Here is an 18596-nt window from a genome sequence, read left to right on the forward strand (position 1 = left end):
TTTCAAATTCAAATCAGCGTTGCTCAAGCGGTGTGTACTCTCTGCACTTTATTACGCTCTTATAAGCAGGACGCATAATCTTTGACGAAGTTGTTAGTTCTTCAAGACGGTGAGCGCACCAGCCGGCAACTCTTGCAGAAGCAAAAAGCGGAGTGTACAAATCCTCCGGAATACCAAGAACACGATAAACAAGACCGCTGTACAAATCGACATTGGCACACATCGGCTTTTCGATTCCTTTAATTTCCGTGAAAACCTGCGGAGTAAGACGCTCGATTGCATCAAGGGTCATAAACTCTTTTTCAAAGCCGTGGTCAAAAGCAAGTTTTTTGGCACTTCTCTTAAGGATTACCGCTCTTGGGTCGGACAAGGTGTAAACGGCGTGACCCATACCATAAATAAGTCCCGATCCGTCTCCCGCCTCTTTTTTGATTATTCTTGCAATCATATCCTTGACCTGTTCGTCATTGGTTGAATCGTCAAGATTTTCCATAATATATTCCATTTGGTGTGCAACCTTGATGTTTGCACCGCCGTGGCGAGGTCCTTTGAGTGAGCCCAAACCTGCTGTAATTGCAGAATATGTATCTGTTCCGCTTGATGTGAGCACACGGGTTGAGAATGTTGAGTTGTTACCGCCGCCGTGGTCTGCGTGAATCATAAGGCATATGTCGAGAAGTTTTGCTTCCTCATCGGTATACTTCTTGTCTGAACGGAGAAGTCGCAAAATAGACTCTGCCGTTGAAAGCTTTGGGTCGATAGGATGCAAGTACATCGACTTGTTATAGAACGCTCTGCGCTTGATTTGATAAGCAGAGTTCATCATTGTCGGAAACTGAGCAATGAGTTGAAGCGACTGACGAAGAACATTCGGAGTTGAAATATCGTCGGGATTTTCATCGTAGGAATAAAGGCTCATAACACAACGAGCCATCTTGTTCATAATATCCTTTGACGGATGCTTCATAATCATATCCTCAATGAATTCATCAGGCAAAGACCGGCCTTCACCAAGGACATTTCTGATTTCGGCAATTTGGTCTTTTGTCGGCAATGTGCCGAATATAAGAAGCCACACTACCTCCTCAAATCCGAATCTGTCATCTTTTACGCAATCGGCAATAATATCCTTGAGGTCGTAGCCGCGATAAGAAAGTTTACCGTCCTTTGGAATACGCTCGTTATCAAGAATATAGTAACCTTCAACCGAAGAAACATGCGAAAGACCTGCCATAACACCTGTGCCGTCAGGGTTACGAAGTCCACGCTTTACACGGTATTTTTGGTAATCGCCCGGTTTGATTTGATTGTTCTTTTCAAGCTCGCCGCACAAGTTTGAAATGAAATCCTGAGAAATGGATGAAATATATTCTGTTCCCATACTACCTGTCCTTTCGATAATTTTGTAGTTTGTCTGCCTAACAGTCATAAAAAACTAAATTTAAAATATATTATACTAAATAACAAAATTAATGTCAAGGAGCGTGTAAATTGAAAAGAGCCGTGATTTTGTTTGCAATAATCTTCTTTGCAACCTTGCTGTTGCCTATGCTGACACTGATAAAGCCCGCCTCGAACGGAAGCGAGCTTGTAACCCTGTTTAATTCATACATCACTTTCTTGTGTAGTTGCCGTTGATGAGGCTAAACTTTGGATAAGCGGTGACGGACACGTCAACATCGGGAAGTTCATCTCTCCAAGTTTTGCTATGCTTTTTGTAATAATCAAAGCTGTACCGTGACAAAAGTTTGCCCGCAAAAAACGGGTCGGATTTTTTATCAAAACAGGATTGAATTGCGCTCAAAGCGATTTTTTGAACTTTCTTCTTTGCAAGTTTTTCAATCCGTTTTATATCGTCATCGTTCACCTTTGAAGCAACGCCTCGTTCAAGGTCGTTCAAGTTTATATCAAACTTTATCCGAGAATTGAATTTTACTCCGTCATCATAATAAGCGGTGTTTTTGACCTTGATATTTGTAACTTCAATGCCCACCTTGCCGAACTTTTTATCCTTGAGGACTACCGTTGCGGTTTTGACCTTGTCATTGACAAGCAAAAATCCGAGAGTGTCGGACTCATCAAGAGTTTCGACATATTTGCCGTTGCTGAAAACTCCTATTCCGTCAAGTCTTGTTTTGTTGTTGTGCGTTAACAGCACGGGCAAATACACATCCGAAGTTTCCGACAAAAAGTGATTTTGCAAATCCTTGACCGTTACGGCACAGGAAAGCCCCGTTTCTTCGCCTGTTTTGAGCATTGTGTAAATATCCTGAACAGGCACTTTTGCACGGTGTTCGGAGGATTTCATCACATCCTCGGCGGTGGTTTTGCTCAACGCAACAAGCACATCGGGGCGACTGTCAACGGCACGCAAAGTGTAATCAACAACATTTTCGAGTCCGTTTTTTGCATAATCATTGCCAAACACAATCACCTTGTTTTGCCCAAAAAACACGGAACTTGAAATATTTGCGGAGGTTTTTGACACCGCCTTGCTGATGTTCCCTGCCGTGCCGAAAGCAACGGATGTGATGTTTACGCCCAAATTGTCGCTTGTTCCGCTCCCCTTTGTCAAATCGAGATACTGAACAGAAACCTTGACACCTTTTTTCGTTTTGTCAACGCCGACTCCCTGTGCCACCGACATTTCGGACAAGCTGTCGCTGCAACCCGAAAAAAGAAGTGCAACCGACAACAGCAACAACAATATTTTAGATATTTTTCTCAACATTTTTTCTCCTGTCAAAAATTAAAATACAAAGCGGAGCAACGACCGCAAAAGCAAGAAACATACCGACTGTGAGATACTTGGACACTTCGGCAATCCGCATACCGAGCACTTTATCCAAAAATACCGAACCCAACAACGAAACTCCGGAAAGCACAAGCACCTTCGTCTTGTGACTGTATTTTTTTATCAGCGTGCTTGCACAAAACAGCATAACGGCGGTTTTGAGGAACACGGCAAAAATCCAAAATGAAGTGTGAAGAATATCGAGCCTTGACATATCGTTGACCGAAGCCATTTGGAACAAGGTGTATATCGGAAATGACTGCAAATCGGCGCTGTTGCCGAGAACTCCGGAGCAAAACAGCAACAGCATAAACACTCCTGCATATGCACAGCCAAGCCCCGAAAAATATGGTTTTATGCTGTCGCCGTTGGTTTTGTCCGCCAAGTTCAGCAACAAAACAGGCTCAATGCAATTACAGGTAAACAATATGCAATTCATCAAAAAATGCCTTGTGTCATTACGCATTATGGGGAAGAAATTGACAAAATCAAAATTTTTGATGTTGAAAATAAGCACCACCGCAATAACAACGGCAAGCAAAGTTCCGCACAGAGAAGCAAATCTGCCGAGCGGTTCAATACCCAAATATGCGCCGTAGCACACCGCAACAAAAGCCAAAATTATGAACATAATCGTTGGACTTTCGGGATTCATTTTTGTTGTTGCAAAATATGCAAACCGTTCCACCGTGAGTGACGAAAAAAACAGAAAATACAGCAAATACGCAACACCGAGGACAGAATATAAATGCGGTGATTTTTTCTTTTTTACGCACAGAACGGCAGGAATTGACATCAAAAATGTGAGCGGCATCGAAAGTGCAAAACTGATTGGAACATCGGTGTCAAACTTGCCGACAGACACCGACTGAACATAGGTCAGCGACACGACAAGCCTTGACACAAAAAATATGCAAAAAAGTTGTCGTGGTGAGATTTTGCCCCTTTTTGCATCAATCATCAACAGACACCCCTTCCAAATTCGTGACACGGACACGGCGCTTTACAAGTTTGCGCCAACCGCCTCTGAACAGTACATCAACAAGTGCCGTTTTTGTTAGCGGTGACAACGGTGACGAATACGGAACACCAAACGGATTAAGCGAGCAAATATTGCAAAACAACATTGCCGCACCAAGCATAAGACCGTAAATTCCAAAAGTTCCGCCAACAATAATAAAAATAATTCTGATGACGGCAAGGCTTTCGTACAGCGGATAAATCACATATGACGATATTGCCGTTCCTGCAACGACAATCAGCATAGGAGCACCGATTATACCTGCCGACACCGCCGCATCACCGATGACTATTGCACCGATAATTGAAATTGCGTGACCGATACTATCGGGCAATCTCAACCCCGCTTCACGCATTATCTCATACAACAGGTGCACAAAAACAGCTTCCACGGTTAAGGTGTACGGTGTTGTAGCCTCGTTTGTTGCAATCAAAAACAGCAGATTTGACGGGATGAGTTCCTGATGAAAAGTGCCGACCGCAACAAACAATCCCGGAAGAAATACCGAAACAATAAACGCTCCGTACTTGATGAGCCTTATAAAGCTTGAATAAAACGGCGGATTGTCATAATCGTCAAGTGATGAAAAGTTGTCCGAAAACAGATACGGAGTGTACATCACAAACGGTGTGCCCTCAACCATAACAGCCACTCTGCCCTCAAGCAATTTGGATGCCAAAACATCCGGGCGTTCAGTTGTGCCGACACAGGAAAAAAAGCTTTTTACGTCCGAATCGATGAACGGCAACAGTTCGCCGTAATCAAGAACGGTGTTGAAATCAGCCTCTTTTAATCGTTTTTCAACCTCGTCAACGATAGTCTTATCCGCCCTATCGTCAATATAGCAAATTGCAACAGGGGTGCGTGCACTGTTGCCGAGACTCAACTGTTTTTGTTTCAGATGATATGTCTTTAATCTTTTGCGAAGCAATGCCTTATTGTCATTCAATGTTTCGACAAAACACTCCTTTGCACCTTTTACATTTGCCTCGGTTGACGGCTCGGAGGTATCTCGTCTGCTCCACCCCTGCACGCCGAATGCAAGTGCGGTTGAGCATCCCTCAACCACAACAACGGCAAAGCCCGACATCAAAAAATAATAAGCGTCATCAAAAGTTACGACCTCATTTTGCTCCGGACAATGGACAATCTGAGTTTGCAGAAGTTCAAGATATTCTCTCGGACTTTCACATTCTTTATCAAAATCACAAATCGGTTCAACTATCATTTGACTGAGAAGCAACGAATTGACAAGTCCGTCCATACAGGCAAGAAACATCTTTGAATTTTTTGTTTTCAGTTCTTTCAATAAAAAATCCGACGAATCTTTGAAATCATCCTTAAAAGTCAACAAATTAAGCTCGTAATCATCAAACAGCTTCATAATAATCACCGTTTTTATTATGAAATGATTTATGTATATTATGCAAAAATGAGGATAACTTAATTTTGGTGAGTATATGTCTATAACATTATTGAGAGCAATAATCATTTACATTTTTATAACCGTGGCAATGCGAGTTATGGGCAAGCGACAAATCGGAGAACTGAATCCGCAAGAGCTTGTTATAACCATACTTATCAGCGCAGTTGCAACCGTTCCGCTTGAAAACAACGGTATGCCGCTTGCAAATTCGCTGATACCGATTGCGATATTCATCAGCTTTGAAATCATCAATTCCACACTTTCGATGAAATCAATCAAATTCAGGGCACTGATAAAGGGCAAGCCAAGATTCATCATCAAAGACGGAGAAATTCAGCAAAACGAATTGACAAAACTGCGGTTCACCATTGATGATTTGACGGACGCAATTCGACAGGCAGGTGTTTTTGACATATCCGAAGTTGCAAATGCGATTGTTGAAACGAACGGCACGGTATCGGTGCAAAAAAAGGCAGAATGTTCACCGCTGACGCCAAAAAATGTGGGGATAAAAACAGAAGATGCAGAAGTGCCGATTACTGCAATTGTTGACGGAAAGGCGGTTGCCGACTGCTTTGGCAATGTGAACATTGACGAGAATGAAGCGAAGCTGATTGCAATATCTAACGGCGAACAGCCTCAAAACATTCTTGTTATGACAATCAAAAATGACGGCACGGCATACATCGTTGCAAAGGAGGAACAATGAAAAGGATTTGGATTGCGGTTGCCTTGTTGATAATCTCAGCAGGGCTGTGCACATATGAGCAGATATATATTGAGGATTTTTGCGACAAAGTGGTGTATATGACCGAACACGAGGACGCCGACGGAATAAAAGAGTTATGGAAAAAGAAAAATGATGTTATCTATATTTTTTCGGAGCACGATATGGTGGACGATCTGGCGGTGAGCATTGAGCAATTGGACAGCAAAAGCGGTGAAAAACAAAAAGAAGCCCTCGCAGAAATACGAGCACTGACCTACGCATACCACGAGAACCAAAGAATTACACTTTCAAATATTTTTTAGCGTGTCGAAAAAGTATTTTCGACACATTGGAGACTGTTGAGAAAGGTTCTGAATTTCGTTTTCTTGCGAAGGAAGATGTACGATGGTACCTCGACTGAGCAAAAAACGAAAAACGCCAAAAATGCTGTAAGTTCGATACTTACAGCATTTTTAAAACCCCACCGTCAACACTTCGTGTTGCCACCTTTACTGCGTAGACGCCCCCTTTTGTCTGCGTTGCAGACATTTCCCCCGATTAACGGGGGAATCACCTTACATTTAAGTGGAGGCAAATCGGTTGGTTATATTTCGGCGTGTTTCAGGAGTTTTATCAACAGTCTAAAACCGCAGACAATCGTTTGCGGTTTTAGTAAATTCAGATTATTTTTATTTCCAAGTTTGGATAATTTCAGGATGAGCAAAAATCTCATCAAGCTTATTGAAGAACGGAACAATATCGCCGTAATCAAGCGCTCTGTGGTCCATACAAATTGAAAGAGGCATAACCGTGCCAACCTTTATTTCACCGTCAACAACAATAGGCTTTTGCTGTGTGGAATTGATTGCAATGGCAATAACCTGTGGCGGAATAATCTCAAGCAATGTGCACGAGCCTCTGAAATCACGCTTGATTGAGCCGAGGTTTGAAATTGTGATTGTGCCCTGTTCAATATCGTGCTTTGTGAGTCTTTCGGTTGTTGGGATAGAATAATAATCTTTCTTTGCCTGACCCGAAAGAGTTTTTACTTTATGCTTGCCTGTTTTTGAACCGTAAAGACGGCGAATAGCCTGAAGAAGCTTGCCCTGCTTCAAGCCTTGAATTGTGTTATCAAGCGACACCTCAAACATAACTTCATTTAAGTTAGTGTTGCTCGCTCTGCGCAAGCTGTCGTGAATAGCCTCTGTCATTTCTGTGAGAGTCTTATCGCCCATATCGTGCATATTAAGCGTCATCATTTCGCCGTTTGGCAAAAGTGCCGGCATAGAAACATCGACATGGTCGAATTCGTGGAGGCAACCACGAACAAGTTTGCGGTTGAATTCGAGATGAGCATTCATCTTCGGAGCAACCTTAAGTCCCTCACAAATAACCTTTATCATAACAGTGTTGATGGTGATTTTTTTTGATTTGTCGGTACAGCCTTCGTTAAGCTTTTTACACTCCGCAAGAAAAGCAGTAACTTCCGGCTCATAAATCAATCCGGCATGTGGGATTTCTTCCCAGCTTTCAGCAGTCATATTCGACACGATTTTTCTCGCAATGCCGAAATGAGTAGATTTGGAAATTGCCATTTTATCCTCCTTATAAGTCCTTTATAAGTCCTTTTAGTTTGTTTACAAAACTGCGTATATTTTATCACAAAGCTATACAAAAAACAATATAGCCCAGATAAATTTTACAAAAACTTTAAACTAATCTGTGCTATAAAATATTGAAAAGACTGTTGAGAAAATTTCTGAATTTCGTTTTCTTGCGAAGGAAAATGTATATAAATACCTCGACTGAGCAAAAAACGAAAACGCCAAAAATGCTGTAAGTTCAATACTTACAGCATTTTTAAACCCCACCGTCAACACTTCGTGTTGCCTCCTCCCCTTTTAGTAAAATAGGAGGCATAATTCGGTTGATTATATTTTGGCGTGTTTCAGGAACTTTATCGACAGTCTAAAATTATTTTTTTGAAATTAACTTGTCTATCTTCTGTTCAATAGTGGAATGGAATTCTTCTCTCTTTGTTTGAATCATCTCCGCGATGACATCCTTAAAGTTCTTCATTTCTTCCTCTGTGAACGGAGTTTCGGAAAAGCGCTTTTGATATTCCTCCATAAGATACGGTCTGAAAGACGGGTGTGCAATGCGGATAAGCGCCTTTGCACGCTCCTTGAGAGTTTTGCCTTTAAGCTGTGCAATGCCGTATTCCGTTACAACATAATTGACATCATTTCTCGGAGTTGTGACAGCACTGCCCTCCGTGATGAGCGGAACAATGCGAGAAACCGTGCCGTGCTTTGCAGTTGCCGGCATAGCAATGATTGAGCGACCGCCCTTTGACATTGTTGCACCTCTTACAAAGTCAACCTGACCGCCTACCGCAGAAAACTGCGAAAGACCGATTGTGTCGGACACAACTTGTCCCAAAAGGTCAATCTGCAAGCAAGAATTGATTGACACCATATTGTCATTTTTTGCAATTTCAAGAGGGTTGTTTACATAGTCAATCGGATGAAGCTCAACCGACGGATTATCATTGATATAATCGCACAAAATTTTTGAACCGAACGCCGCACCGAGCACCGTTCTGCCGACATTTGTTTGCTTTTTCTTATTATTGATTACACCGCTTTCAAGGAGCGGAACAACGCCGTCACCGACAAGCTCGCTGTGAAGTCCGAGGTCTTTTTTATCTGTAAGTTGGAGGCATACGGCATTTGGAATTCCACCGATACCGAGCTGGAGACAATCGCCGTCATTGATAAGCGAAGCACAGTTTTTGCCGATTTCCATATCGATCGCACTCGGTTCACCGCTAACAACCTCAGGAAGTTCCTCATCGAACTCAACAAAGCAAGTGAAATCACGAACATGCTTTATGCTGTTGCCAAAGGTTCGAGGCATACACTTGTTGACCTGAGCAATAACGACCTCGCAATAATCGGTTGTGCCCTTTGTATAATCAACAGTTGTACCAAACGAAACATAGCCGTGTTCATCCGGAGGCGAAACCATAACTATCGACACTCTCGGACAAATATAATTTTGGATAATATCAGGAATTTCATAAAAATGAGAGGTGGTGAATTCGCTGTCACCGCTGTTAATTCCCGCTCTTGTGGACTTTGATGCAAAAAGAGTGTTGAGCTTTATATGCCCCTTGAATTCTCGCATAGACCACGGGCTTTCAATAAGAGTAAGCATTGTTATAATTTCAACATCTTTGTAGTCTTGGTAATGAGCCGCCAACGCACGCTCAATATGTATTGGTTCGCCGCAAGCAAAACCTGTTACAACCTTGTCACCGTCATGAATAAGCTTGATAGCCTCCTCTGCGGTGGTAAGCTTTGATTGATATATCTCCTGCCAAGTCATATCACAATCAGCTCCCTTTTCTATAGTTTGTTCTAATAGATGATACAATATTTAAAAAAATTCGTCAATAAATAGTTGAACGAACAGCACATATTTGTTATTATTGTATATATAGATATATGAAAACTGTGCAAATTCACTATTTTGTATAGTTTCCTATTTTGAAAGGAAAAAATATGGAAATCAAGGTAGACAAATACGGCAGCGCAAACTGCTTTTCCGTGCCTCTTACAGAAGCGATAAAAGATTTGAATGACGGCGACACTCTCGTTTTTGAAAACAAGGAATATCACCTTTTTAAGGATTTCAGCCAAGAGCGTCACATTCATTTTACAAACACAGACAGTTTCAAAAATCCAAAAAAATACTTTGGAATGTTGATTGAGGATAAAAAGAATTTTAACATTGAGGGCAACGGTGCAACACTTGTTATCCACGGTGACATCTGCTCATTCGGTATGATTAACTGCCAAAATGTAAACATCAACAATTTGACAATACGTTACGCCAGTCCAAACTGTTCGGAACTTAAAGTAATCGAGAAGAAAGGCAAGACATACAAATTCTCAATTCCGAGTTCACAACTTTGGTACATAGATGACACAAAGAAGAACACGGTTGTTTTCTTTGAACAAAGTCCATACACAAAGAAGAATTATTGGGAATTCAGAAATGACGAAAACTCATATAACGGTGTATACCACGGTGCTGATGGCAACACAGTATATCGTATTCCAAACCCAAAAGGCGTTTTCTCAGGCGTCAAATCAATGAAGCGTTTGAGCCAAACAGAACTTGAAATCAAGTACAGAACAAACAAGTTCTTCAAGGTTGGCGACATTCTCACAAACCAAACAAACAAGAACAGAAACACCTGCGGTATATTTTTTGGCGAATGTGCAAATGTTAAAAGCACAAACATCACCGTAAACTATATGGCAGGATTCGGCTGGCTCTCTCAAATGTGCGAAAATATGAGCTTTGACCACATCACATTTAAGGGCGACAAGGAACATGTTGTATCATCATTTGCCGACCTCATCCATATTTGCGGATGCAAGGGTGATGTCACAATCACAAACAGCTATTTTTCGCACGCACACGATGACTGCATTAATGTTCACGGCTCATTCATGAGATTTAAGGAAAAAGTTGACGACCACACAGCGGTTTTTGAATTTGTACACAATCAGCAAGGCGGTCACAAAAACTTCTTCCCCGGCGACAAGGCAAAATTCTACCGCCGTACAAACCTTAACGAACTTCCGGGTGACTTCACCGTAAAATCCGTTGTTGACGACCTTGAGGGAAAGACCTGCAAGGTGACATTCAACGAAACACTTCCGCAAAACATCGGCGAAAAGCATCTTCGCCAATCAAATATTATCATTGAAAACAAGACCTACTGTCCGAATGTTGAAATCAACAACTGCGTATTCACCGCTATTCCGACAAGAGATATTCTCTGCACAACATCGGGCAAGGTCAGAATTCATCACAACATTTTCAAGCACAGCCAAATGGCTCATATTTTCATCAGTGACGACTCAATGTTTTGGTACGAAAGCGGTCCTGTAAGAGATGTTGAGATTTACGAAAACAAGTTCTTGCTTTCGCCGTCTGTTTATTCAAAATGCCCTGCTATTCTCATCAAGCCTATTACATTTGGCAAAATGAACAGCAAGGTGCACGAAAATATCACAATCCGCAGCAACTACTTCCTTGTCGGCAGAGATGTGCCAATCAGAGCAAAGGGCGTTACAAACCTCGACATTTACAGCAACACTTTCAACGGTTCATCAAGAATTGTGACCTCTTGTTGCAAGAAAAGCAAATAAAATGACAAAATAAAATCGAAAGGAGGATACACCTTGACAGAAAAAGAATTGCGAAAAAAAGCAATGGCATTACCGCTCAATCCCGGCGTGTATATTATGAAAAACAAGGACAAAAAAATAATATACATCGGCAAGGCAAAGGCGCTGAAAAACCGTGTATCCTCTTATTTCGGCTCACACAGCAACCACTCGCTGAAAGTTATCAGGATGGTTGAAAATGTGGACGATTTCGACTACATTTTGTGCGACACCGAATTTGAAGCTCTTGTGCTTGAATGTTCGCTCATCAAACAGCACACACCAAAATACAACATTCTTTTGAAAGACGACAAGGGCTACAACTATATCAAAATCACAAAAGAGGAATTTCCAAAAATCAGCGAAGCAAAGCAAGTGCTTGATGACGGAGCAACCTATATTGGTCCGTTTGTTTCCAACTTCTCGGTTAAAAATGCGGTTGAAGAAACTTTGAGAATATTCAAACTTCCGCAATGCAACAAGAAATTCCCAAAGGACTACAACAAATCCCGTCCGTGCCTAAACGGATTTATGGGCATTTGCTCCGCACCGTGCAACGGCAGAATATCAAAGGAGGAATATCAAGCCTCAATCAACGATGCAATAGCATTTTTGAAAGGCGGAGCAGTCAAATCCGTTGAGGATATGGAAAAGCGAATGTACGAGTATTCCGAAGCAATGGAATTTGAAAAGGCGGCAAAACTCCGTGACAGAATAAAGGCAATCCGCAACCTTGAGGAAAAGCAAAAGGTAGTGTCAATCAATGTTCCGGAAGAAGATGTTTTTGCACTTGTCAACTCTAACAAAAAGGCTTGTTTTGAGGTTATTCGTTTCAAATTCGGCAAACTTGTTGACAGCGAGCATTGGATAATTGACAGCGTTGACGACCTTGCGGAAGCACGGTTTGACCTGATTGAGAGGTATTATTCTATGCGTCCCGACATTCCGGGCAGAATAGCCGTTGACGGTGAAATATCCGAAGAAGAACTTTTGCACGAATACCTTGAAAGTCAGCGTGGCAAAAAGCTTGAATTTATCCATCCGCAAAAGGGCGAGCATTTGTCGATTGTTAATCTTTGTATAAAAAACGCAAACGAACATCTTGCACAAAATCAAGGCAGACTCGGAAAAGAATTCGCTGCACTTGAGGAACTTGCGGAACTTTTAGGTTTGCCGAAACCTCCGGAATATATTGAATCCTACGATATTTCGCACACATTCGGTGCAGACAATGTTGCGGGAATGGTTGTGTTCCACAACGGCAGACCGATGAAAAAAGCGTACAAGCGTTTTGCTATAAAAGGATTTGACGGACAAAACGATGTCGGCTCAATGAACGAAGTTTTGGAACGCAGATTTAAGCATTACTACGAGGACGACGAGGAAAGCACATTTAAGATTTTGCCTGATTTGATTTTGCTTGACGGCGGTCAACCACAGGTCAACGCCGTGCTCCCTGTTATCGCAAAAATGAACATTGATGTGCCTGTCTTTGGTATGGTAAAAGACAACAAGCACCGAACAAGAGCAATAGCATATGACGGTGGCGAAATAGAAATTAATTCGCACAGAAGTGCGTTCACTCTTGTGTCTCGCATACAAGAGGAGGTGCACAGATTTGCAATCACCTATCACCACAAAAAGCACCAAAAATCATCTTTTAGTTCTTCCCTGCTCAAAATAGACGGCATAGGAGAAAAAAAGGCAAAAGCACTTATGAAGCAGTTTAAAACGATTTCCGCAATCAAGCAAGCAAGCGTTGATGAACTTTCGGCGGTCGGCGGAATATCGAAAACAAATGCTGAAAGTGTCTACCAATATTACAGAAATGATTAAAATACAAAAGAAAACTTGACGAAAAGCAGTTGTATCTGTATAATATAATAGTAAAAAATTAAGGAAATGTTTTTATGAAAGTAATTACAGGCTCTTTAAGAGGACGAAATCTTGAAACTTTGGGCGGTGACGATGTCACAAGACCGACAACACAAGCCACAAAAGAGGCGCTGTTCAGCTCTATTCAATTTGAAATAGAGGACAGAAAAGTGCTTGACCTTTTTGCAGGCTCGGGTCAGCTTGGAATTGAGGCACTCTCACGAGGAGCAAGGGCGTGCACCTTTGTTGAAAACAACAGAAGCGCATACAAAATCATTGAGGGCAACCTTGAAAGATGCAGAATTGCCGACAAAGCCAATTTGGTTCTTTCGGATGCAAAGAGTTTTTTGATGAAAAAAGACAACTATGACATTGCATTTTTAGACCCGCCGTATCACCAAAACCTTGTTGTGGATTGCTTGCCGAGCCTCACAAAGCTTATGAGCGAGGACGGCGTGATTATTTGCGAAACTGCCAAAGACGAGGAACTTCCGCAAGAGGTTGACTCTTGGCAAATCTCAAAGCAAAAAAAATACGGCAAGACATTGCTCACCTATTACAGAAAGGGTTAGCGAAAATGAAAATTGCAATTTGTCCGGGAAGTTTTGATCCCGTAACCCTCGGACACCTTGACATTATCGAACGAGCAGCCGAATTGTTTGACGAGGTTATCGTTTTGGTAATGAGCAACAAGTCAAAAAAGACATCACTGTTTACTATTGAGGAACGCATTGACCTGCTAAAAAGGACAGTACACTCCGAAAATGTAAAAATTGATACATATGACGGCCTTTTGGTCAACTATGCAGAGCAAAAAGGCGCAGTCGCAATAGTTAAGGGCTTGCGTGCTATGTCGGATTTTGAATACGAATTTCAGCAGGCACTTACAAACAAATCACTTTACCCAAAGGTTGAAACCATATTTTTAACCTCTGAGGGCAAAAATATGTTTTTGTCATCAAGCATGGTAAAAGAGGTTTGCTCGCTCGGAGGGGATATTTCTTCATTCGTTCCGAAAGAAATAATAAACGATATTTATAAAAGATGCAAAGGAGATCAACAAAATGACTAATACTGATATTTTACTTGAAGATCTTGAGGATGTGCTTGACGACGCTACATCCATTCCGCTTTCTAAAAAGTGTGCTGTTGATGTTGATAAAATAAAAACTATTATTGAGGACATCAGACTCAACACTCCACAGGAAACAAAGCAGGCAAAGGCTATTGTTGACTCAAGAAACACAATCCTTGAGGAAGCAAAGAAAGAAGCTGCAGAGATCATCAAAAAGGCACAGGAAGAAGCAAGAGAGCTTGTTGCCAAAGACGAAATCACAAAGACTGCACAGGCTGAAGCTGCCGACATCATTGCAAAAGCAAATGAGCAAGGCAAGCAGATGGTTACAGAATCTCAAAATCAAGCAAGCGAGATTTTGAGCAACGCAACCACTCAGGCAAACGAGATGGTTACATCAGCTCAGAATAAGTCAAGAGAGATGCTCACAGCAGTTAACAACTATGCAGATGACACTCTCCTTTCTATCGACGACGCACTCTATAAGGCACTTACAGACGTTCGCAGAATCCGTCAGGGTATCTCAAACGCTCAGCACAAAGAGGGCTAATCCAAAACGAAACAAAGCGGTAAAGATAAAAATCTTTACCGCTTATTTATTATATTTCATGCAAAATAAAAAACGGTGCGACAATCAAATCGTACCGTTTTGTTATTGTAAAATTAGTCGTTAAAACCGCTCTTTACAAGTGCTACAAGACCTTCTACAGCTTCTTCCTCATCAGAGCCGTCAGCAATAATTCTAATGTCTGTGCCACCCATAATGCCGAGTGAAAGAACACCCAAAAGTGACTTAGCGTTTACTCTTCTCTCTTCCTTTTCTACCCAAATAGATGACTTAAATTCGTTAGCCTTTTGGATAAAGAAGGTTGCAGGACGAGCGTGCAAGCCAACCTGATTTTCAACAGTTACATCTTTTACGAACATAATAATACCTCTCAACTAATCTTAAAACATAGCAGTCTTTCACTACTTAATTATTAACCTTTACAATGGTATTATATCACTATTTTTGCAATCGTCAACTTAAAAAAACAAACTTCGTTTATCTACTTAATTATAGCCAACAAAAAATCGCTTTATTTGTGCAGATTTAACAAAAACTTTAGCTATGTTTTTCGTTCGCTTTAAGTTCGGAAAGATACAGTTTATCTTTCTTTGAAAGCTCTGCATTTTCGAGCATATCGGGTCTGCGCTCCAAAGTCCTTTTGATAGACTGTTGTCTGCGCCAAGCGTCAACATTTTGATGATGTCCGGAGAGCAAAACTTCCGGCACTTTCCTGCCGTTCCACTCTGCCGGATGAGTATACTGTGGATATTCCAAAAGCGAATTAAAATGGCTTTCATCTTCAAAGCACTCATCATCCGAAAGAACGCCCGGAAGCATACGAGAAATGCTGTCTGCAACGATGAGAGCAGGCAATTCGCCTCCGGTGAGAACATAGTCGCCTATTGAGATTTCCTCAGGTTGAAGTTCCTCTATAACGCGCTCATCAATGCCCTCATAATGACCGCACAAAATGGCGATATTATCCATCTGTGCAAGTTCCTTGACTCTGTCCTGTGTGAGAGTTTTGCCTTGCGGAGTCATATACAAAAGGTGCGGTTTTGCCCCGATTTCATCGCAAATAGCATTAAAACAATCATATATAGGCTGAGGCGCCATAATCATACCCATTCCTCCGCCGTAAGGCTTGTCGTCAACCCTGCGGTGCTTGTCCTTGGTATAATCACGGATGTCAACGGTGTTAATCTCCACCTTGCCCGCACTTCTTGCTCTGCCAATAATACTTTCACCGAGCACGCTGTCGCACATATCGGTGAAAAGCGTCATTATATCAATTCTCATCAAAAAGTCCTTTCATCGGTTTTATGCGAACAGTCTGATTTTCTGTATCAATCTCGACAACAACATCATCAATGGCAGGAATCAAAGTGTGCTTGCCGTTCTGTTCAACATCATAAATGTCACTTGCGCCGTAATTGAGGACATCCGTAATTTTGCCGTATTCCTCGTTTGTGTCGACATCAACAACGGCACAGCCGATAATATCTGCCAAATAATGAGCATCATCGTCGATGACAGCATCATCCCTGTTGCAGTACAACACCTTGTTTTTCAATTCCTCAGCGGAGTCAATAGTTGTGATTTCGGCAAATTTAAGAATAGCGACATTCTTTTGCTGACGAGCCGACAAGAGAGTTAAAGACTTTTTGCCCTCATCATCAAAATACACCGTCTTTAACTGCTTGATGTAGTCAATATCATCGCACCACATAAGCATTTTTACTTCGCCACGCAAGCCGTGGGTGTTATTTATTTTTCCTATTTCCAAATACTGTTTCATTTTATCACCGATATAAATATAACATACCTTTAGCGGTTATGCAACAAAATATAATTTTTGAAAGTTTGCTGTGCAAGAAAAAAATCCCGTCAAAAAACGGGATTTTAGGATTAATCAATTTCGATTGATATTTTTGCATCATTGCGGGTAGCTGCGGCACGCATTACAACACGGATAGCCTTTGCTATTCTGCCCTGCTTGCCAATAACTCTGCCCATATCACCCTCTGCAACATGAAGATGATAAACTGTTACGCCTTCTTCGTTAGGCTCGTCAATATCAACGGAAACTTTGGTTGGATCATCAACAAGACCCTTTGTAATGGATATCAACAATTCCTCCAAAGAAAACACCTCCTACTATAATCTTGTTTTGATGCAAGATTAAAGAATGCCTTCTTTTTTGAGAATTGACTTAACTGTGTCAGTTGGCTGAGCACCGTTTGCAATCCACTTCTTAGCCTTATCAGCGTCAATCTTAATTTCAGCCGGGTCAACCATTGTGTTGTATGTTCCGATTTCTTCGATGAAACGACCGTCACGAGGATATCTTGAATCTGCAACTACTACACGATAGAAAGGAGCTTTCTTTGCACCCATTCTGCGAAGTCTGATTTTTACTGCCATTTTTCTTACCTCCAAATATATAGTTATAATTATCAACCAAATTTATAAAAAACTTAATTGGGTTAATACGATTTGTTAAAATCCGAAAGGATTGTTGTTGCCACCTGTTTGACCCATCATTTTTTGAGCCATTTCAGGATTTTGCTGCATCAAGCGACGCATCTTTTTGCTGACCTTAGGTCCTTTGCGACCGCCGACCTGCTTAACCATCTTTTGCATTTGCTTGAACTGTGTCATAAGTTTGTTGACGTCTTCAATGCTTGTGCCCGAACCTGCCGCAATACGGCGTTTGCGTGATGGGTTAATGATTTCAGGGTTTGCTCGTTCTTGCTTTGTCATTGAGTAAATGATACATCTCAAACGGTCAAATGCCCTTTCGTCTATATCTTCATCTTTAATTTGCTTGCCGATACCCGGAATCATCTTGATTGTGTCCTTGAGCGAACCCATACGCTCGATTTGCTCAAACTGATCAAGCAAGTCATTAAAGTCGAATTTATTTTTTGCAAGCTTCTTTTCAAGCTCGGCTGCTTTCTTTTCGTCAAGAGCCATTTCGGCTTTTTCGATAAATGAAAGCACATCGCCCATTCCGAGAATACGAGATGCCATTCTTGCCGGATGGAAAACCTCAAGATTTTCGAGTTTTTCGCCTGTGCCGACAAATTTGATTGGCTTGCCTGTTACGGCACGAACAGAAAGCGCCGCACCGCCTCGGGTGTCACCGTCAAGCTTTGTGAGAATAACGCCGTCAATACCGAGCGACTCATTAAAGCTTTTTGCAACATTTACTGCGTCCTGACCTGTCATTGCGTCAATAACGAGCAAAATCTCATTTGGGTGAACCGTTGAGCGAATATTTTGAAGCTCCTCCATAAGAGCCTCATCAATATGCAAACGACCTGCGGTATCTATGATAACATAGTCATAGCCGTGGTCTTTAGCATGCTTGACAGCCTCCTCGGCAATGTTAACAGGATTGATTGTGCCCATTTCAAACACGGGAACATCAATCTGTGAGCCGACAACCTGAAGCTGTTTGATAGCAGCCGGACGATAAACGTCACACGCTACGAGAAGCGGTCTGTGACCGTCTTTTTTAAGTTTCAATGCAAGTTTGCCCGAATGAGTTGTTTTACCCGAACCTTGCAAACCGCACATCATAAGAACGGTTGGCGGGTGCTTTGCGATAGAAAGACGAGATTCTGTACCGCCCATAAGTTCGGTAAGTTCCTCATTAACTATCTTGATAACCATCTGACCCGGGGTCAGATTTTCCATAACATCATCACCGATAGCACGCTCGGTAACTTTGTTGGTGAATTCTTTTGCTACCTTGTAGTTTACATCGGCTTCGAGAAGTGCAAGTCGCACCTCACGCATAGCTTCTTTAACATCTGCCTCGGTAAGTTTACCCTTGGCACGAAGTTTTTTAAATGAATTTTCAAGGCGTTCGCTTAGTCCTTCAAATGCCAAGTA

20 protein-coding genes are annotated in these 18596 nt (G+C 41.7%); 7 read left to right on the forward strand and 13 right to left on the reverse strand.

What is annotated here, in order from left to right:
• Positions 1–13 precede the first annotated feature (13 nt).
• From Q0E03_RS00840 to Q0E03_RS00860, 5 genes are all read right to left on the reverse strand, one after another.
• The gene (locus Q0E03_RS00840) at positions 14–1381 is read right to left on the reverse strand and encodes a citrate synthase (protein ID WP_297128264.1); all 1368 of its coding nucleotides are present in this window, start codon (positions 1379–1381) and stop codon (positions 14–16) included.
• A 94-nt stretch (positions 1382–1475) separates the two neighbouring features.
• Positions 1476–1613: a hypothetical protein gene (locus Q0E03_RS00845; protein WP_297128267.1), complete on the reverse strand. Its 138-nt coding sequence runs from the start codon at positions 1611–1613 to the stop codon at positions 1476–1478.
• A complete protein-coding gene (locus tag Q0E03_RS00850; protein ID WP_297128270.1) occupies positions 1613–2731 on the reverse strand; it encodes a Ger(x)C family spore germination protein in 1119 nt (372 codons plus the stop codon). Before Q0E03_RS00850 ends, Q0E03_RS00845 begins: the two co-directional genes overlap by 1 nt.
• Entirely contained in the window at positions 2712–3755 is a 1044-nt protein-coding gene (locus tag Q0E03_RS00855; RefSeq protein WP_297128272.1) for a GerAB/ArcD/ProY family transporter, read from the reverse strand. The genes Q0E03_RS00850 and Q0E03_RS00855 overlap by 20 nt, the downstream gene beginning before the upstream one ends.
• Complete coding sequence (locus tag Q0E03_RS00860; protein ID WP_297128275.1) at positions 3748–5199, reverse strand: spore germination protein; 1452 nt, start codon at positions 5197–5199, stop codon at positions 3748–3750. Before Q0E03_RS00860 ends, Q0E03_RS00855 begins: the two co-directional genes overlap by 8 nt.
• 76 nt (positions 5200–5275) lie before the next feature.
• Between Q0E03_RS00860 and Q0E03_RS00865 the strand changes: the two genes are divergently transcribed.
• The gene (locus Q0E03_RS00865) at positions 5276–5950 is read left to right on the forward strand and encodes a DUF421 domain-containing protein (protein ID WP_297128278.1); all 675 of its coding nucleotides are present in this window, start codon (positions 5276–5278) and stop codon (positions 5948–5950) included.
• Complete coding sequence (locus tag Q0E03_RS00870) at positions 5947–6273, forward strand: DUF4363 family protein (protein WP_078768571.1); 327 nt, start codon at positions 5947–5949, stop codon at positions 6271–6273. Before Q0E03_RS00865 ends, Q0E03_RS00870 begins: the two co-directional genes overlap by 4 nt.
• A gap of 366 nt (positions 6274–6639) precedes the next feature.
• Here the strand turns inward: Q0E03_RS00870 and Q0E03_RS00875 are convergent, their stop codons facing one another.
• The gene (locus Q0E03_RS00875) at positions 6640–7545 is read right to left on the reverse strand and encodes a 2-oxo acid dehydrogenase subunit E2 (RefSeq protein WP_297128283.1); all 906 of its coding nucleotides are present in this window, start codon (positions 7543–7545) and stop codon (positions 6640–6642) included.
• A gap of 379 nt (positions 7546–7924) precedes the next feature.
• Positions 7925–9340 carry an acetyl-CoA hydrolase/transferase family protein gene (locus tag Q0E03_RS00880; protein WP_297128287.1) on the reverse strand — a complete coding sequence of 472 codons (1416 nt, stop codon included), beginning with the start codon at positions 9338–9340 and terminating at the stop codon, positions 7925–7927.
• 176 nt (positions 9341–9516) lie between these two features.
• Here Q0E03_RS00880 and Q0E03_RS00885 point away from each other — a divergent pair, with 176 nt between their 5' ends.
• The 5 genes from Q0E03_RS00885 to Q0E03_RS00905 all read left to right on the forward strand — a co-directional run bounded on the left by Q0E03_RS00885 (position 9517) and on the right by Q0E03_RS00905 (position 14696).
• Positions 9517–11178 (forward strand): hypothetical protein, encoded by a 1662-nt coding sequence (locus Q0E03_RS00885; RefSeq protein WP_297128290.1) that lies wholly within the window; start codon positions 9517–9519, stop codon positions 11176–11178.
• A gap of 33 nt (positions 11179–11211) precedes the next feature.
• Positions 11212–13032 carry an excinuclease ABC subunit UvrC gene (uvrC, locus tag Q0E03_RS00890; RefSeq protein WP_297128293.1) on the forward strand — a complete coding sequence of 607 codons (1821 nt, stop codon included), beginning with the start codon at positions 11212–11214 and terminating at the stop codon, positions 13030–13032.
• Positions 13033–13106: 74 nt separating this feature from the next.
• On the forward strand, positions 13107–13643 hold the full coding sequence (rsmD, locus tag Q0E03_RS00895) for a 16S rRNA (guanine(966)-N(2))-methyltransferase RsmD (protein WP_297128296.1): 537 nt from the start codon (positions 13107–13109) through the stop codon (positions 13641–13643).
• Between the two features lie 5 nt (positions 13644–13648).
• A complete protein-coding gene (gene coaD, locus Q0E03_RS00900; protein ID WP_297128299.1) occupies positions 13649–14143 on the forward strand; it encodes a pantetheine-phosphate adenylyltransferase in 495 nt (164 codons plus the stop codon).
• A complete protein-coding gene (locus Q0E03_RS00905; protein WP_078768565.1) occupies positions 14136–14696 on the forward strand; it encodes a hypothetical protein in 561 nt (186 codons plus the stop codon). Before coaD ends, Q0E03_RS00905 begins: the two co-directional genes overlap by 8 nt.
• 113 nt (positions 14697–14809) lie before the next feature.
• Here Q0E03_RS00905 and Q0E03_RS00910 read toward each other — a convergent pair whose 3' ends face one another.
• From Q0E03_RS00910 to ffh, 6 genes are all read right to left on the reverse strand, one after another.
• Positions 14810–15073, reverse strand: coding sequence for an HPr family phosphocarrier protein (locus Q0E03_RS00910; RefSeq protein ID WP_078768564.1), 264 nt, complete (start codon positions 15071–15073; stop codon positions 14810–14812).
• A gap of 178 nt (positions 15074–15251) precedes the next feature.
• Positions 15252–15995: a tRNA (guanosine(37)-N1)-methyltransferase TrmD gene (gene trmD, locus Q0E03_RS00915; protein WP_297128302.1), complete on the reverse strand. Its 744-nt coding sequence runs from the start codon at positions 15993–15995 to the stop codon at positions 15252–15254.
• The gene (gene rimM / locus Q0E03_RS00920; RefSeq protein WP_297128305.1) at positions 15985–16494 is read right to left on the reverse strand and encodes a ribosome maturation factor RimM; all 510 of its coding nucleotides are present in this window, start codon (positions 16492–16494) and stop codon (positions 15985–15987) included. Before rimM ends, trmD begins: the two co-directional genes overlap by 11 nt.
• Positions 16495–16604: 110 nt before the next feature.
• Positions 16605–16838 (reverse strand): KH domain-containing protein, encoded by a 234-nt coding sequence (locus Q0E03_RS00925; RefSeq protein WP_078768561.1) that lies wholly within the window; start codon positions 16836–16838, stop codon positions 16605–16607.
• Positions 16839–16877: 39 nt separating this feature from the next.
• The gene (gene rpsP, locus Q0E03_RS00930; RefSeq protein WP_078768560.1) at positions 16878–17120 is read right to left on the reverse strand and encodes a 30S ribosomal protein S16; all 243 of its coding nucleotides are present in this window, start codon (positions 17118–17120) and stop codon (positions 16878–16880) included.
• 75 nt (positions 17121–17195) lie between these two features.
• Positions 17196–18593, reverse strand: coding sequence for a signal recognition particle protein (gene ffh, locus Q0E03_RS00935; RefSeq protein WP_078768559.1), 1398 nt, complete (start codon positions 18591–18593; stop codon positions 17196–17198).
• Positions 18594–18596 lie beyond the last annotated feature (3 nt).

It is taken from the genome of uncultured Eubacterium sp. (assembly GCF_934525195.1).
GTDB lineage: Bacteria > Bacillota > Clostridia > Oscillospirales > Acutalibacteraceae > Eubacterium_R.

Excerpts from the sequence above, each read along its gene's own strand:
- rsmD (WP_297128296.1), top strand. The coding sequence starts at position 13,107 with ATGAAAGTAATTACAGGCTCTTTAAGAGGACGAAATCTTGAAACTTTG.
- Q0E03_RS00850 (WP_297128270.1), bottom strand. The coding sequence starts at position 2,731 with ATGTTGAGAAAAATATCTAAAATATTGTTGTTGCTGTTGTCGGTTGCA.
- Q0E03_RS00905 (WP_078768565.1), top strand. The coding sequence starts at position 14,136 with ATGACTAATACTGATATTTTACTTGAAGATCTTGAGGATGTGCTTGAC.
- Q0E03_RS00875 (WP_297128283.1), bottom strand. The coding sequence starts at position 7,545 with ATGGCAATTTCCAAATCTACTCATTTCGGCATTGCGAGAAAAATCGTG.
- Q0E03_RS00910 (WP_078768564.1), bottom strand. The coding sequence starts at position 15,073 with ATGTTCGTAAAAGATGTAACTGTTGAAAATCAGGTTGGCTTGCACGCT.
- rimM (WP_297128305.1), bottom strand. The coding sequence starts at position 16,494 with ATGAAACAGTATTTGGAAATAGGAAAAATAAATAACACCCACGGCTTG.
- Q0E03_RS00865 (WP_297128278.1), top strand. The coding sequence starts at position 5,276 with ATGTCTATAACATTATTGAGAGCAATAATCATTTACATTTTTATAACC.
- coaD (WP_297128299.1), top strand. The coding sequence starts at position 13,649 with ATGAAAATTGCAATTTGTCCGGGAAGTTTTGATCCCGTAACCCTCGGA.
- Q0E03_RS00880 (WP_297128287.1), bottom strand. The coding sequence starts at position 9,340 with ATGACTTGGCAGGAGATATATCAATCAAAGCTTACCACCGCAGAGGAG.
- trmD (WP_297128302.1), bottom strand. The coding sequence starts at position 15,995 with ATGAGAATTGATATAATGACGCTTTTCACCGATATGTGCGACAGCGTG.
- rpsP (WP_078768560.1), bottom strand. The coding sequence starts at position 17,120 with ATGGCAGTAAAAATCAGACTTCGCAGAATGGGTGCAAAGAAAGCTCCT.
- Q0E03_RS00860 (WP_297128275.1), bottom strand. The coding sequence starts at position 5,199 with ATGAAGCTGTTTGATGATTACGAGCTTAATTTGTTGACTTTTAAGGAT.
- Q0E03_RS00845 (WP_297128267.1), bottom strand. The coding sequence starts at position 1,613 with ATGTATGAATTAAACAGGGTTACAAGCTCGCTTCCGTTCGAGGCGGGC.
- Q0E03_RS00855 (WP_297128272.1), bottom strand. The coding sequence starts at position 3,755 with ATGATTGATGCAAAAAGGGGCAAAATCTCACCACGACAACTTTTTTGC.
- Q0E03_RS00840 (WP_297128264.1), bottom strand. The coding sequence starts at position 1,381 with ATGGGAACAGAATATATTTCATCCATTTCTCAGGATTTCATTTCAAAC.
- Q0E03_RS00870 (WP_078768571.1), top strand. The coding sequence starts at position 5,947 with ATGAAAAGGATTTGGATTGCGGTTGCCTTGTTGATAATCTCAGCAGGG.
- Q0E03_RS00885 (WP_297128290.1), top strand. The coding sequence starts at position 9,517 with ATGGAAATCAAGGTAGACAAATACGGCAGCGCAAACTGCTTTTCCGTG.